The organism is Shewanella frigidimarina NCIMB 400, from assembly GCF_000014705.1.
GTDB classification, from domain to species: domain Bacteria; phylum Pseudomonadota; class Gammaproteobacteria; order Enterobacterales; family Shewanellaceae; genus Shewanella; species Shewanella frigidimarina.
In genome coordinates this window covers 4,202,576-4,216,326 of record NC_008345.1, presented here as the reverse complement: position 1 = coordinate 4,216,326, position 13,751 = coordinate 4,202,576, and the positions used below count along the sequence as shown (strand labels likewise).

15 protein-coding genes are annotated in these 13,751 nt (G+C 42.7%); 9 read left to right on the top strand and 6 right to left on the bottom strand.

Features of this window, described 5'->3' with window-relative positions:
- Window positions 1-60 precede the first annotated feature (60 nt).
- The 8 genes from metF to SFRI_RS18205 all read left to right on the top strand — a co-directional run bounded on the left by metF (window position 61) and on the right by SFRI_RS18205 (window position 6,577).
- Window positions 61-945 carry a methylenetetrahydrofolate reductase gene (gene metF / locus SFRI_RS18240; RefSeq protein ID WP_011638965.1) on the top strand — a complete coding sequence of 295 codons (885 nt, stop codon included), beginning with the start codon at window positions 61-63 and terminating at the stop codon, window positions 943-945.
- Between the two features lie 201 nt (window positions 946-1,146).
- Entirely contained in the window at window positions 1,147-1,734 is a 588-nt protein-coding gene (locus SFRI_RS18235; protein WP_150099444.1) for a c-type cytochrome, read from the top strand.
- A gap of 10 nt (window positions 1,735-1,744) precedes the next feature.
- Window positions 1,745-2,863 carry a c-type cytochrome gene (locus SFRI_RS18230; protein ID WP_011638963.1) on the top strand — a complete coding sequence of 373 codons (1,119 nt, stop codon included), beginning with the start codon at window positions 1,745-1,747 and terminating at the stop codon, window positions 2,861-2,863.
- 179 nt (window positions 2,864-3,042) lie between these two features.
- Window positions 3,043-3,321, top strand: a complete 279-nt coding sequence (locus tag SFRI_RS18225) for a cysteine-rich CWC family protein (protein WP_011638962.1) — start codon at window positions 3,043-3,045, stop codon at window positions 3,319-3,321.
- Between the two features lie 42 nt (window positions 3,322-3,363).
- On the top strand, window positions 3,364-3,729 hold the full coding sequence (locus SFRI_RS18220; RefSeq protein WP_011638961.1) for a cupin domain-containing protein: 366 nt from the start codon (window positions 3,364-3,366) through the stop codon (window positions 3,727-3,729).
- 227 nt (window positions 3,730-3,956) lie between these two features.
- Entirely contained in the window at window positions 3,957-4,490 is a 534-nt protein-coding gene (locus SFRI_RS18215; RefSeq protein WP_011638960.1) for an SRPBCC family protein, read from the top strand.
- Between the two features lie 204 nt (window positions 4,491-4,694).
- A complete protein-coding gene (locus SFRI_RS18210) occupies window positions 4,695-6,068 on the top strand; it encodes an alanine/glycine:cation symporter family protein (RefSeq protein ID WP_011638959.1) in 1,374 nt (457 codons plus the stop codon).
- A gap of 110 nt (window positions 6,069-6,178) precedes the next feature.
- Window positions 6,179-6,577: a hypothetical protein gene (locus SFRI_RS18205; protein ID WP_011638958.1), complete on the top strand. Its 399-nt coding sequence runs from the start codon at window positions 6,179-6,181 to the stop codon at window positions 6,575-6,577.
- Between the two features lie 44 nt (window positions 6,578-6,621).
- Here the strand turns inward: SFRI_RS18205 and SFRI_RS18200 are convergent, their stop codons facing one another.
- From SFRI_RS18200 to SFRI_RS18185, 4 genes are all read right to left on the bottom strand, one after another.
- Window positions 6,622-7,731 (bottom strand): ABC transporter permease, encoded by a 1,110-nt coding sequence (locus SFRI_RS18200; protein WP_011638957.1) that lies wholly within the window; start codon window positions 7,729-7,731, stop codon window positions 6,622-6,624.
- An 11-nt stretch (window positions 7,732-7,742) separates the two neighbouring features.
- Window positions 7,743-8,714, bottom strand: coding sequence for an ABC transporter ATP-binding protein (locus tag SFRI_RS18195; RefSeq protein WP_011638956.1), 972 nt, complete (start codon window positions 8,712-8,714; stop codon window positions 7,743-7,745).
- Window positions 8,711-9,682 (bottom strand): HlyD family secretion protein, encoded by a 972-nt coding sequence (locus SFRI_RS18190; protein ID WP_011638955.1) that lies wholly within the window; start codon window positions 9,680-9,682, stop codon window positions 8,711-8,713. The genes SFRI_RS18195 and SFRI_RS18190 overlap by 4 nt, the downstream gene beginning before the upstream one ends.
- Before the next feature lie 138 nt (window positions 9,683-9,820).
- Window positions 9,821-11,173, bottom strand: coding sequence for a flavohemoglobin expression-modulating QEGLA motif protein (locus tag SFRI_RS18185; protein WP_011638954.1), 1,353 nt, complete (start codon window positions 11,171-11,173; stop codon window positions 9,821-9,823).
- A gap of 235 nt (window positions 11,174-11,408) precedes the next feature.
- Between SFRI_RS18185 and SFRI_RS18180 the strand changes: the two genes are divergently transcribed.
- Window positions 11,409-12,386, top strand: a complete 978-nt coding sequence (locus SFRI_RS18180) for a PDC sensor domain-containing protein (RefSeq protein ID WP_011638953.1) — start codon at window positions 11,409-11,411, stop codon at window positions 12,384-12,386.
- 84 nt (window positions 12,387-12,470) lie between these two features.
- On the opposite strand, the gene SFRI_RS21700 is transcribed toward SFRI_RS18180, so the two are convergent.
- Complete coding sequence (locus SFRI_RS21700; protein WP_011638952.1) at window positions 12,471-12,647, bottom strand: PA3496 family putative envelope integrity protein; 177 nt, start codon at window positions 12,645-12,647, stop codon at window positions 12,471-12,473.
- Window positions 12,648-12,966: 319 nt separating this feature from the next.
- A complete protein-coding gene (locus SFRI_RS18175) occupies window positions 12,967-13,653 on the bottom strand; it encodes a TorF family putative porin (RefSeq protein WP_011638951.1) in 687 nt (228 codons plus the stop codon).
- Between the last annotated feature and the right edge of the window lie 98 nt (window positions 13,654-13,751).

The window sequence follows — 13,751 nt, the reverse complement described above, 5'->3', positions numbered from 1 at the left end:
TAATCATTTTAGTTGATTGGTATAGACTCCTAAGTGTTACAGAAGTTGAAGGAATACATTATGGCTTTTCATCATGCACAACATGCCCAGTCGTTAAATCAGAGCTTGTCTGAGCTGAATGATATTAATGTGTCTTTTGAGTTTTTCCCGCCTTCAACGCCAGCAATGGAAGAGATTTTGTGGAATTCTATTCGTCGTTTAGAACCATTGAACCCTAAATTTGTATCAGTAACATACGGTGCCAATTCTGGTGTACGTGACCGTACTCATAGCGTGATTGAACGTATCCAGAAAGAAACCAATCTGCTCGCTGCGCCGCATTTAACCTTAGTTGATGCTAGTGATGAAGAATTAGTTGAACTGGCAAAGCATTATTGGAATTCTGGTATTAGAGACATCGTGGCATTACGCGGTGATTTACCTGACGGTAGCCCAAAACCAACTCGCTTTGCCAATGATTTAGTGCGTTTACTGCGCTCAGTGGCCGACTTTGATATTTCGGTAGCGGCGTATCCTGAAGTGCATCCAGATGCGCGTAATGCGCAGGCCGATTTAATAAACTTAAAGAAAAAGATTGATGCGGGTGCTAACCGCGCCATTACTCAGTTTTTCTTTGATGTTGAATCCTACTTACGTTTTCGCGACCGCTGTGTTACAGCTGGTATAGATGTTGAGATCATTCCAGGGATATTACCTGTGACTAACTTTAAACAGACTAAGCGTTTCGCTGGCATGACCAATGTCGCTATTCCACATTGGTTACACCGCCAATTTGAAGGTTTAGATGACGACCCAGCAACACGTCAGCTAGTGGGTGCCAACGTTGCTATTGATATGGTGAAAGTATTGTCTCGTGAAGGTGTTAAAGATTTCCATTTTTATACCCTTAATCGTGCTGAATTAACGTATGCCATTTGCCATACATTAGGCGTGCGTCCGAAGTAGCACAATGTAAAGTTTACGCAAACAAAAATCCCGTTAATGGTTTCATTAACGGGATTTTTGTTTAAATATTCGACGTTTGCCGTATTCTTTTTTAAATATATTTAGCCTATGGTGGTATGACAATAACCAATCACGAATGACTAAAGAGGTGTGATGATGAAAACATCCTTGTACAAGTTCGCTGCATTGGCTGGCATAACGATGTTGACTGTTATGACAGCAGAAGCTGCAGAAACAACTCCCCCACAACTGCCGGTTCCAGCCGCGGCTCAGCTGTGTACTTCTTGCCACGGTGCACAAGGTCAAGGTATCGATATTATTGGCCCTCGTTTAGCAGGCTTATCTGCCGATTACATCAGCAATCAACTTGCGTTATTTCATGCAGGTAAACGTCAAAACCCAACCATGTTGGCAATGGCTGCTACGGTGCAAGGTGACAATATTGCTGTTGTGGCGCAATATTTTAGTCAGCAACCTGTTGCAGACATTCCGCTCCAATTTCGCGGTGACAAGGTTGGTATTAGCGATCCTTTCGAAACATTAGCCTTTCAAGGTGATTGGTCACGTACCATTCCAGCGTGTGTAAGTTGCCATGGTCCGTCTGCCGTGGGGGGCGGGCAGTTTCCTCGTTTAGCGGGGCAACAAGCCAGTTACCTTAAAACTCAATTGTTAGCCTGGCAAGAGGGCTCTCGCACAGGCGATGCTGATAACATGATGGGCAATATTGCGCTGAAATTAACGGCTGCTGAAATCGATGGGTTATCTCAGTTTTTTGCCAATATAAAATAAGGACATGGCTATGAAATTATTATCGCTATTGACCATTGGCGCTCTGTTTAGCTTGCCTTTACAGGCCGATGAATTAATGACCGAAGTTCCGGCGAAGCCTACTGCGGTAAAATCGTCTGAGTCTTCGACGACACTACCCGATCGCCAAGCTGCATTACCTGCGCTGGAGAAAAAAGCTGATGCTGTTTATCTTCAACCCGCACCATTAACTGCTATTCCTGAGGGGGATTTTGGTGACAAGGTTCGTTTAGGTTATCAATTGTTTGTTAACACCCAACAACTGCGAGATAAGTATGTTGGCAATGAGCTCAACTGTGTTAACTGCCATATGAATTCAGGACGACAAGCCAATGCATCGCCTTTATGGGCGGCATACTTTGCTTATCCTGCTTATCGCAAGAAAAACGATAAAGTAAACTCTTTTCAAGAGCGCATACAAGGTTGTTTTACCTATTCGATGAACGGTAAAGCTCCGGCGGCAAACTCTCCTGAGCTAGTAGCAATATCGGCCTATTCTTACTGGTTAGGCATGAGCGGATTAATGGACCAATACAAGGTTGCTGGCCCAGTGCCTGAATTGTCTGATGTGGAGTTGGTTAAAGGTGGTAAACGGGATGATTTCCCAATGCCAGCGGCTATTGCTAAACATTTGGATATAGCAGCGTTAAGCCAGCTTCCTGGGCGCGGCTATCCGAAAACATCTCAACCTGAACTGGCCTATTCTCCAGAACGCGGCCAGGTAGTTTATCAAACACATTGCCAAGTGTGTCACGGTGAAGATGGTCAAGGACAAGTGATTGCTGGTGTTACTGCATTGCCACCATTATGGGGAGCTCAAAGCTATAATTGGGGCGCAGGCATGCATAGGGTCAATACTGCAGCTGACTTTATTTATGAAAATATGCCTTTAGGCAAAAGCGTGCAATTAACGGTTCAGCAAGCTTGGGATGTAGCGGCTTACCTTAATTCGTTTGATCGCCCACAAGATCCTCGCTTTAACGGTGATGTGAGTAAGACTCAAGCCACCTATCATAAGCACCAAGGATATTATGGTCAATCCGTTGCTGGTAAGCCTGTTTTGGGAACGGCCTCATATCCGGTTTTTCCGCTTAAAAATAATATAAAGTAATCATATTGACTCTGTATTAACCATCAATCATTGTCAGTTATACCCATTAAGTTAACGCTTAGTGGGTATTTTTATCGATTGTTAATACGTTTTCAGAAATGTAATGCGTATAGCGTTTATTGAGCATGATGATAAATGTCAGTATATTCATTTATCATCATCACCATATAGGCAGGGCAATGACATTATTTACTTCAGCAGCACAATCGTGCCCACTTTGCCAGCAAGCTAATGGTTGTGCAATGGAGCAAGGGTTAGCCATCGATGCATGCTGGTGTGCTGAGCAAGCGTTAAACATGCCATTGATCATTGCACAATACAAAGCGGCATCTACTTTGGTTGATTTGCCGAATGGCCAATGTGTTTGTCAGTCATGTATGACTAAATTGGCGCAACAATTCAATATCGATCCCGTCGAAACTTATTCACCAGAACCAAAATCAGAATTAAAATCATAACCATAACCATAACCATAATTACCATTCATTAGGGACGTTCCTATGCAAACGAAAGTGATTAATTTCAATGACAAGTTCTCTTTGTTCAATCAGCATTGGTCTCCTCGTGTGATTGCGGAAATGAATGACTATCAATTTAAATTGGTTAAGGTCGAGGGTGAGTTTGTTTGGCATGAACATGCCGATACTGACGAAGTATTTATTGTGATGGAGGGAACGTTGCAGATTGCTTTTCGCGATCAGAACATCACACTTCAGGCTGGGGAAATGTATGTTATTCCTAAAGGTGTTGAGCATAAGCCCATGGCGAAAGAAGAATGCAAAATCATGATTATCGAACCTCGAGGTGTCGTCAATACTGGCGAAATCGATAGCGATCGAACGGCGTTAAATGATCAGTGGATATAATGTAGGCAAAGGTTTGTCATTTATTAAAGGCCTCTGCTCATGCTAGTGCATTTCAGCGCTAGCCGTTGGTGCAAAGTCAGTTGTGTGTTTAATGAGAAACTACTGTTAACTCGATGTTAATTTTTATTGTTAGCCTGCTGTTAGTCGGTATACTGAGGAGATTGCGTTTTGGCCATTAAGTCAAAAAGTCTGTCATATAACGCTATGTATACTTGAGGATAATAATAATGCTTAGAAAAATTCTCGTTGTTGTCGCGACTATTATTGCGATCCCTTTTGTTGTCGCCCTATTTGTTCAAAAAGACTATTCAGTCACTCGTACTATCACCATAGATAAACCGATTTCCGAGGTTTTTAATTACGTTAAACATCTAAAAAACCAAGATAATTTTAGTAAGTGGGCGCAAATGGATCCCGATATGGTCAAAACCTACCGCGGTACTGATGCGACAGTAGGCTTTGTGTCTGCTTGGGCCAGTGAAAACCCAGATGTTGGTGTTGGGGAGCAAGAAATTATTGCCATAGATGAAGGTAAACGTATCGATTTTGAATTACGGTTTATCTCACCCTTTGAAGCGACCGAGCCTGCCTATATGAGCACTGCAGCCGTTAATGCTAATCAAACTAAAGTTGATTGGGGTTTTAGTGGTCATTTTGCTTATCCAACTAACTTAATGTTTTTGTTTATCGATTTTGAAACCATGATAGGTGCTGATTTACAGCAAGGTCTAGAGTCATTGAAAGTGGTACTCGAAAAATAATTTGTATGCGCATGACCTAATGACTCATCTTGAAGATGATTCATTAGGTCATGCGGTGGGTTGCCATGGTTAACTTAATCGGGGTAATCTAAAAAACGCAATCGTTGCAGTGGAGTTGGGCCACTGTAACCATAATAAAAATAACCAAATATCTAATAATTATAATATTCGACATAAGTCATTACTCATTATGAGGTTTTTTACATGGAAGCAGTCACGCAATTTGTCAGTATGATTAACAGTATAGTATGGGGCGTTCCCATGCTTATTTTGATTTTAGGGGTCGGGCTGTTTTTGTCGATAGGTTTAAAATTCATGCCTATTTTAAAGCTGAATCGAGGTTTTAAATTATTATGGTCGGGTCGTCAGGTTACTGATGAAAGTGAAAAAGGTGATGTCAGTCCATTTAATGCCCTCATGACTTCATTATCGGCCACCATTGGTACGGGTAACATTGCTGGTGTGGCTACGGCGATTTTTATTGGTGGGCCAGGGGCATTATTTTGGATGTGGTGTACGGCGCTCGTGGGTATGGCGACTAAGTTTTCGGAAGCCGTTCTGGCGGTAAAATATCGTGAGACAGATGCTAACGGTAACCATGTTGGCGGCCCGATGTATTACATCAAGAATGGTTTAGGCAGCAAATGGGCCTGGTTAGGTACTGCATTTGCTCTGTTTGGCTCCATTGCCGGTTTTGGTATTGGTAACACCGTACAAGCTAACTCAGTTGCTGATGCGATGAGCAGTAACTTTGGTGTACCTAGTTGGGTTACAGGTGTGGTGTTAATGGTGCTGGTGGGTGCGGTACTCATGGGCGGTATTAAACGTATTGCTGAAGTGGCTGGTAAGTTAGTGCCATTGATGACGGTATTTTATATTACCGCTGGTTTAGCGGTATTGGTTGTATATGCAGACGAAGTGCCTGCTGCTTTTATGTTGATTATTGAAAGTGCCTTTAACCCAGTAGCGGCCCAAGGTGGTTTTGCGGGGGCGGCGGTATGGGCTGCGATTCGTTTTGGTGTGGCACGTGGGGTATTTTCAAATGAAGCCGGGTTAGGAAGTGCGCCAATTGCCCATGCGGCGGCGCAAACGAATAACCCTGTGAAGCAAGGTTTAGTGGCCATGTTAGGTACGTTCATTGACACGCTCATTGTATGTTCAATAACGGGCTTGGCGATTGTGGTTTCTGGTGCGTGGACATCTGGCGAAAACGGCGCAGCATTAACCTCTCTAGCATTTTCACATGCACTGCCCATGGGTAACTATATCGTGGCCATCGCTTTGGCTGTGTTTGCTTTTACCACTATTTTAGGGTGGAGTTTTTACAGCGAAAAATGTGTTCAATACTTATTAGGCGACAAAGCAGTTAAGCCATTTCGTCTAATCTGGACCTTGGTTGTGCCTTTAGGTGCTGTAAGCTCATTAGAATTTATTTGGTTATTAGCCGACACATTGAACGCGATGATGGCGATTCCAAACTTAATTGCGTTAGTGCTATTAAGCCCTGTGGTATTTGGCCTAACTCGCGAATACTTTCTCAAGCAAAGAGCGCTTAACGCAAAACAAAAAGCCAATTAATATTGTCGTAAATAGTTGGCTAAGTGTTATTTTAGGTTAACTTTAGCCAAATGATTATTAAGCATGTTTATCAGTACATTGATGAACATGCTTTTTTAAAAGGATTTTTTATGAAGTACGTTGTTTTTACTGTCTCTGTTGCCGCCATCTTGAGTATGGTGTTTGTGTCGGGTTGCTCTAACCTGTCACTGCGAACCAATGCGGGTACAATTGCGCTAGGTAACGCCACAATAGCAGGGGTTGATACCTACACCTCAGCAGAAATGTCTAGGTTCAAAGCGCAGTTTCTTGGCGATGTGACCACTTCATATTGTGAAAATTCATCAGATCCTGAAAAGTTAGATGATCTTCCAAGTTTGTCTTCAATGACTAAGTCACTCAAATTACAAGTGACCCAACGAGGCGGTAATGCCATTGTGTTGAAGCAATGCGGCAAAGTTAATTACTCGTCTTGTGCTGTTTATTTAGAGTGTAACGGCGAGGCATATGTCATCGACCGTGGCTTATAACTAGACCCATTTTTCTAGCGCCTATTGGAGTCATACAATAGGCGTTAATCTAATCGTTTGCTAAATCGCATCGCTGCAATCCATAATCCAATGACTGTAAAACCCACCAGCCACAATACATCGTTTATTAACTCGCCTAACGTTGCCCCTTTTAACACAATCGCTCGGATCACCCGCATAAAATGGGTTCCTGGCAGTGCTTCGGCAATCCATTTTGCTGCTGTCGGCATGGCTTCTAATGGGGTGATAAATCCAGAGAGTAATATGGTTGGCAATAATACAAAAATGGTCATTTGCATGGCTTGTAGCTGTGTTTTTGCAATAGTAGATATGATTAACCCTAATGTCAGGCTAGCGGTAATAAACAGTAACGTGCCCAACAATAAATGACTGATAGCGCCATTGATGGGCACGGCAAAAATAATATTGCCTAAGCCTAAAATAATGGTCATTTGCACTAAGCCGATGACGATGTATGGCAATATTTTTCCAATCATCAGTTCTATTGGCTTTATTGGGGTGGTGATCAATAATTCAAGGTTGCCGCGTTCACGCTCACGAACAATAGCTGATGAAGTAAACAGCACCATGGTCATGGTCAGAATGACGGCGATTAAACCTGGAACAATATTCACCGCGGATCGCTGCTCCGGATTATAAAATAAGCTAACTTCAAACCGAGATTGGTTGCTGGTTTGCTCCGGTACAATATCGTTGAGCGATAGGTTGCGCAGTTGCTTTATCGCGCCTGCAATCATGGTGTCTGAACCATCGACTATCCATTGGCCAATCGGTTCATTGCGTGCGATTTTTTCATTCAAAGTAGGCGGTAAAATTAATGCCGCTTTAATGTCACCACGGCGAATAGCAGCCTGTGCTTGCTCTGCTGTCGTGAGATAGGATGTGACTTCCACTACCTGGGTGACTTTTACCGCTTCGACTATCCAGCGTCCTGCAGCTGAATCACTTTGATCAACAATTGCTACTGGTATTGCCCGCACATCAGTATTGATGGCATAGCCGAATAACAACAGCTGGATCAGCGGGATCATTATCACCATGGCAAAGGTAATTCGATCGCGCATAAGCTGCTTAACTTCTTTAGCGGTAATGGCATGAATACGCATGTAGCTATGGCGAATACTGTTCAGCATGTTGTTAGCCCTTATGTTGCTTCATGGGAGGCTGGAACACGCTGGCCAGTATGACTGACAAACACGTCTTCAAGATTAGCGCTAACTAAGTGAATATCTTGCAGGTTAACGGGGTGATTATGCTGTTGGCACTGATGCAGTAACCAAGAGATAGGATCTACCACTTGTTTGCTGACCAATACCCGTAATCTATGGCCTAACTGCGCCGCAGATGTCACTTCAATGTGGCTAATTAATGCTTGTTTTAACGGCCTTAAATCAGTGGTGTTGATTTCAACCACATGGGCATTGATGTTATCCATTAATGCTTTTGGCGTGTCATCCGCTCTGATCCTGCCTTTTTCCATAATGGCAATTTTATGGCAGCGTTCGGCCTCATCCATATAATGGGTAGTCACTAAAATACTGGTGCCTTGTTCTGATAAATCGAACAATTGCTCCCAGAAGTCACGCCTGTTTTGTGGATCAACGGCTGAGGTGGGTTCATCTAAAAACAGTAATTTTGGTTGATTTAAACATGCGCAGGCGAGGGCCAATCGTTGTCTTTGTCCACCGCTAAGGGTACCGGCCAGTTGATGCTGATATTGGCTTAGTTTGTAAGTGCTTTGCAGTTGAGCAATGCGTTTTTTGCAGGTGCTATTGTCGATACCATAGATTCGGCCAATAAATTGCAAGTTCTCTGTAACGGTTAAGTCATCGTAGAGGGAAAATTTTTGGGTCATATAACCAATATTATGGCGTAATGCTTCAGCTTGCTTCGGGATGGCTAATCCCATGACATTAATGGTGCCTTCTGTGGGGGTGAGTAAACCGGTTAACATTCTAATAGTGGTTGATTTACCACAGCCATTAGGGCCTAAAAAACCATAAATGTTGCCTTTAGGCACCAATAAGTCTAATTGCTCTACCGCAGTAAAGTCGCCAAATTTTTTGGTTAGCCCATGAGCTTGAATTACCCATTGTGGGTCTACGGATGAGGTCATTTTTGTGTCGGTAATATAACTTGGGCTGGTATGCCCGTAGGGAGTTCGCTGGCCGAACTGTCTAAACTCACTTCGGCTAGAAAGGCTAATCGTGACCTATCTGCTTGATTCAGTGCGTAGTAGGGGGTAAATGCCGGTTCAGTACTTATCCAACGCAGTGTGCCGTTAAATGTGCTGTCGATACCGTCTACACTGACAGACAACGTTTGGCCAATGCGAAGTTTAGCTGCATAGGGTTCTGGTATATACACTCTGGCGTAGGGCGCAGCATCAGCTTGGATAACCGCTACCACCGCACTTAGCTGGACGCGTTCGCCAACATTGTAGGGCAAGTTATCTAACTTACCACTGCGAGTTGCACGAATGCTTAAGTCGCTGTAAACCTGCTGCTCGTAACGTAGGTTGGCATTGGCAGCATCGAGTGCTGCTTGTGCTTGAAAAATATCTTCTTGGCGAACACCTTTGATCAATATTGTTAATCGATCGTTGGCGGCATCATATTCTGCATTGGCTTGATCGCGAAGCGCTAAAGCACGATCGCGCTCTGCTTCACTGACCAGGTTTTTTGCTAATAAACTCGCGCTGCGTTGATAAGATTTTTGCGCTTCGATTTTGGCGGCGTTGGCACTCTTTAATGCCGAATTGGCACTGGCGATATCTTCTGGGCGCTCGCCATTAGTGAGTTTTAATAAGTAGGCTTGGGCTTTAACCACTTCGGCTTGCATTACCGCTAAGCGCGCGGCTTGTTTGTGGGTATCAAATTGGACTAATAAGTCACCGGCGTTGACTTGCATGCCTTTTTTAATGGGTTGTGCAGTAATGATTTCTGCTGCGGTTGAACGAAGAATGACTCGGTCGCGCTCTAAGGTACCTAATGCTTGTGAAGGGCTTGCTGGCGTGCAGCCACTCATTAATATCAAGCTGGAGAATAACATTGAAAATAACGCTGAAAATAGAATGTGTTTCATAGCAAGTCTCAACCATAGCCGTAGTTACACTATAGCAAACTCGCTAGGTAACAAGGCATTAGCATTACACTTGTTTAGTAGACTAAGTGTGACTTATGCCACACTTAGTCTATTCGTTTACTAACCTATGACTGTCGCTTATTCGAAGTTGTTATCAAACTCTGAATCTTCAAATAAGTCGACTGCAGAAGTAGGGACAACATTTTTGAATTGGCGTGCAAAATGGCGTTGCACCCCTTTTAAGTCGATATTGCCGATACCGGACGCAAAGCCAAACCAGGCATAAAGGCCGCTAATGTCTTCAAACATTGGTGGTAAATATTTAGGGCGGGCAATAATGCCTTCCTGGTAAGCTTGATACAGAACCGGAATGTCTTCGATGGCTAATTTACCTAAAAACAGCATAGGGATTAACTCTGGTAAACCCGTGCTAATGGCGCTACGGATAAAGTTAATGTTTTCAACATAACCGCGTACGTAGGAGATATCTTTAGTGAAAAAGCTGCCTCCGCCAACCATACCACCACGAAATACCCGTTGAGTAACACGATAACTGTCTTTTGAACTCAGGTTTAGGTTTCTAAAGTAGCGATAGACCTCAATAAAATCGGCACCTTGTTCAGCCATGTCGACAGCAGATACACGATCGCTAATTCGGCGTGCGCGGCCTGGATTTGAGCTTAAGGTCAGCATTTCCATCAACACTGCTAAGCCTTCTTGCGACGCTGTCACTCGCGGTGAACCGACACTGAGCCAAGTCGCATGTGGTTGCGCACGACCATTAAGCGTGGTGCCCACATGAACCCAGCCTTCGTGTACTTCATACACATTCAAATCAGATTCGCTGAACATGGCACGGGTATTGAGTTTTACTGTGTCACCACCTACAGCAGCGTCAGACACAATACCATCGCTCAATTTAACGTGAATTTCATCATTGTGAAAATATTTTACTAAACGCTCACTGAGAACATTGACCGCTTCTGGTGCGGTGATAATTTTTGGATGACGGCTACTCATGTGGCGCGCAGCAGGTAACGAAAATATATGGCTTAAACGATCACCCAGTTGGCGTACCGTATGACGATCGCCATGTAATTTGTGGCTGGCACTGCCATACAATTCTTGACTGAGTTTACCAAACATTGGCTTGCCACGATTGTGTAGCATGTCTATCACGATCCGATATTGATCAATGTTAGCCAGTAAAATTTTACCTAACTTATCGCGTTTACCTAAACCTCGCTCAACGGCATTTTTTAACCCTTGTAGGTCGGTTTGGGTCTGATCTGCGTTAAATGATAAAGGAATCGATTGATAAAAATCATTGCTGATATTGGGTAACTCTTTGCTTTGTTTAGCTAAAAAGTCATCTTCAACTTGTCTTGGCCATTTTATCGAGTCTAAAATTTTAATCGGTGCTTGGATACGAATTAATTCATCAGAAAAACGACGAATATCTTGTTGATAACGCAATAAAGAGTCAGACATTGTCTTTTCCTAATCTTGAAAATATTGTAAGCAGTATTTGCACTTATATTAGCAGATGTTGATTGCAAAACGGCAATGAAAAAACACCTCAAATGTAGCACTGTTTTGGTGCGGAAAATCAGTTTATATCGCAACCCCCCTCTAGTCATATTATTTAAGTATCTAAAAATAATAGCTTATTTATTTGGCATTAAAACTGCTTTAGCTAAAGTAATCTAGATTAAAAGGAAATCCTATGGCAGCGATGAGCTATTTAAGTGTGATCGAGCGTTACCATGAATATGAACATCTGGTACACGAATTATTAGAATCTATTTTGATCGGTGTGGGAGATATTAATTTATTCGAACAACCCATTTCGGCAAAAATTTTTGAAGACATGGCGATTAGTTATCCCTTCGTTGAACTCATTTATTTACTTGATGAGCAAGGGATGCAGATTTGTCCTAATATCAGCGTCATTAATCAGCAAGTTAAGCTAATGGCTTGCGGTCATCATGTTGACCGAAGCCAACGACCTTATTTTACTCAATTGACTGCTATCGACACCGTTCATATTACTCGACCCTATTTATCAAACTCTGGTGGTGGGTTGTGCTTGTCGGCATCGCAAATGATTAAATCGGCCTCTGGGCAAGTGGTTATTGTGGTTATTGATGTCAACCTAACACGATTGATCGAGTTTATGATGGGCGACAGTGCTCGGCGTAAAATGTCTCCGTTTTTTAAAAGTATTTATACTGCGATTGTATTGTGTCTGTTTGTGTTGGTGAGCGTACTCATGTGGACCGTGATCCGCGATATTTATGCCTTGTTTAGCCAAATATCTGCGACCCATGATCCGCTACAGCCCTTTGGTATTATCATTTTTCTTACATTGGCATTAGCTATTTTTGATTTGGGTAAAACCATTTTGGAAGAAGAAGTGCTGATGCATAAAGATATCTTCCGTCACAGCTCGACTCGTAGAACGATTACGCGGTTTATTTCGACCATTTTGATTGCGATTTCAATTGAAGCTTTGCTGACGATGTTTAAAGCATCGCTGGGAGAAAAACAATATATTGAGCCTGCCATTTTGATGATGTTAGCGGTCGTGGGGCTATTGGTTGGGTTAGGGATATATGTGTATCTAGGTGCCAAAGCTGAGCTGCTACTCACACAAGCACAAGTTGGTAAGCACACTAGGCGTGTACAAACTAAAAATGAATAGGCAATTAATTAGCGCTTAGTAGTGCCTAAGTTCGCTCGCTTAAAATAGACAGGGATAAACGACATTGGCGTTTATCCCTATTTTTTAGAAAAAGTCGTCGTCACCAATCGCTTTACGTAATTGAGCTTGTTCGAGGAAATCTTCTAATCTGCGTTTTACTTGGCGTTTATGTTGTAATGTTTCGGCGGATTTAACGTTTCTAGGCGTTGTCATCGCGTCCATTTCTGTGTCATCAGGCACTCTTTCACTAAGATTAGCCATAACAAAACCCTCATGTTGAATAAAAGCGTGGTATTAATTCAATGAGCATTTTCTAACTAAAAAAACCTAAATAGGGAAGTAAAATATTTTTCCTCAGTTGGACAGCTATTTTTACCTTTCTCTTTGAGCTTAGCATTAATTGTTTTTCTTGCTAGTAAAACCAACTAGCTGGTGCGTAGAGTGTGCTTGTGATCAAATATTCTGGATGTGCTGAGCGTAGATAATGCTCCGCTTTCAAGCAGGTAAAAAAACGCCACCTTTAATTAGGTGGCGTCGATAACACGAATACAGCAAAGCGCATGTGCGATAGGGTTACTCGTTATAGGCTAAAGCCATATGAGTAACCTAAAACAACTTTAGCATCATTGTCTGGCAAGTCTGTGTCAGAGGCCATAAATGAGACTGTTCCTAGGTCTGTTTCAGCGCTTAAAGTCACGTTGTAGTCTGCATAGGTGTCGCCAAATAAATCTTCAACAACATCGCCTTGTGAATAACCGTAGTGGAATGCAATGCTGAGCTTTTCTGTTAACGGGAAACTGGCATTGGCTTGAATATAGTTCCAATCTGTTTCGTCACTTGCACCAGACACATCAGAGTCAGCGTTGATCACTTGAGAATAACCAACATCTAACCATTTCCATCCAAGCACCAAGGCCACTTCACCAAAATCAATACTGCCACCAGCATCTGGGTAAGCATAATAAAGGTAGCTGATGTCGTAAGTTAGGTCTTCAGTAAAGTTACCGCCATAACCACCATAAAGGTCTAGTTCGTAACTGGTTTCATCACCAAAATCGACATTTGATACCCAAGTACCGGCATAAAATCCAGACTCATGAGCATAGTCAATGCCACCTTGAACGGCTGCTTCATTATTGGTTTGTGTGGTGCCACGCCATAAGTAGTTCGATGTTGCGCCAATATTGCCAGTGACTTCAGCAAGGGCTGAGCCGCTTAGTAATAAGCCTGTTGATAACGCAATTGCTTGATATAGTGATTTTTTCATCTTCATCCCTTAAAGTTTTATTATCACTGAGGCATTTATGTAGCATTAAATGAGCTCAATGTTGGTTTGTCTGAAGATTAATTAGCGAATCGCATGCC

Bases quoted from the DNA above. Each gene is read 5' to 3' on its own strand.
- SFRI_RS18220 (WP_011638961.1), top strand. From the start codon at position 3,364: ATGCAAACGAAAGTGATTAATTTCAATGACAAGTTCTCTTTGTTCAAT.
- SFRI_RS18215 (WP_011638960.1), top strand. From the start codon at position 3,957: ATGCTTAGAAAAATTCTCGTTGTTGTCGCGACTATTATTGCGATCCCT.
- SFRI_RS21700 (WP_011638952.1), bottom strand. From the start codon at position 12,647: ATGGCTAATCTTAGTGAAAGAGTGCCTGATGACACAGAAATGGACGCG.
- SFRI_RS18200 (WP_011638957.1), bottom strand. From the start codon at position 7,731: ATGCTGAACAGTATTCGCCATAGCTACATGCGTATTCATGCCATTACC.
- SFRI_RS18185 (WP_011638954.1), bottom strand. From the start codon at position 11,173: ATGTCTGACTCTTTATTGCGTTATCAACAAGATATTCGTCGTTTTTCT.
- SFRI_RS18190 (WP_011638955.1), bottom strand. From the start codon at position 9,682: ATGAAACACATTCTATTTTCAGCGTTATTTTCAATGTTATTCTCCAGC.
- SFRI_RS18205 (WP_011638958.1), top strand. From the start codon at position 6,179: ATGAAGTACGTTGTTTTTACTGTCTCTGTTGCCGCCATCTTGAGTATG.
- SFRI_RS18175 (WP_011638951.1), bottom strand. From the start codon at position 13,653: ATGAAAAAATCACTATATCAAGCAATTGCGTTATCAACAGGCTTATTA.
- SFRI_RS18230 (WP_011638963.1), top strand. From the start codon at position 1,745: ATGAAATTATTATCGCTATTGACCATTGGCGCTCTGTTTAGCTTGCCT.
- metF (WP_011638965.1), top strand. From the start codon at position 61: ATGGCTTTTCATCATGCACAACATGCCCAGTCGTTAAATCAGAGCTTG.
- SFRI_RS18210 (WP_011638959.1), top strand. From the start codon at position 4,695: ATGGAAGCAGTCACGCAATTTGTCAGTATGATTAACAGTATAGTATGG.
- SFRI_RS18180 (WP_011638953.1), top strand. From the start codon at position 11,409: ATGGCAGCGATGAGCTATTTAAGTGTGATCGAGCGTTACCATGAATAT.
- SFRI_RS18225 (WP_011638962.1), top strand. From the start codon at position 3,043: ATGACATTATTTACTTCAGCAGCACAATCGTGCCCACTTTGCCAGCAA.
- SFRI_RS18195 (WP_011638956.1), bottom strand. From the start codon at position 8,714: ATGACCTCATCCGTAGACCCACAATGGGTAATTCAAGCTCATGGGCTA.
- SFRI_RS18235 (WP_150099444.1), top strand. From the start codon at position 1,147: ATGTTGACTGTTATGACAGCAGAAGCTGCAGAAACAACTCCCCCACAA.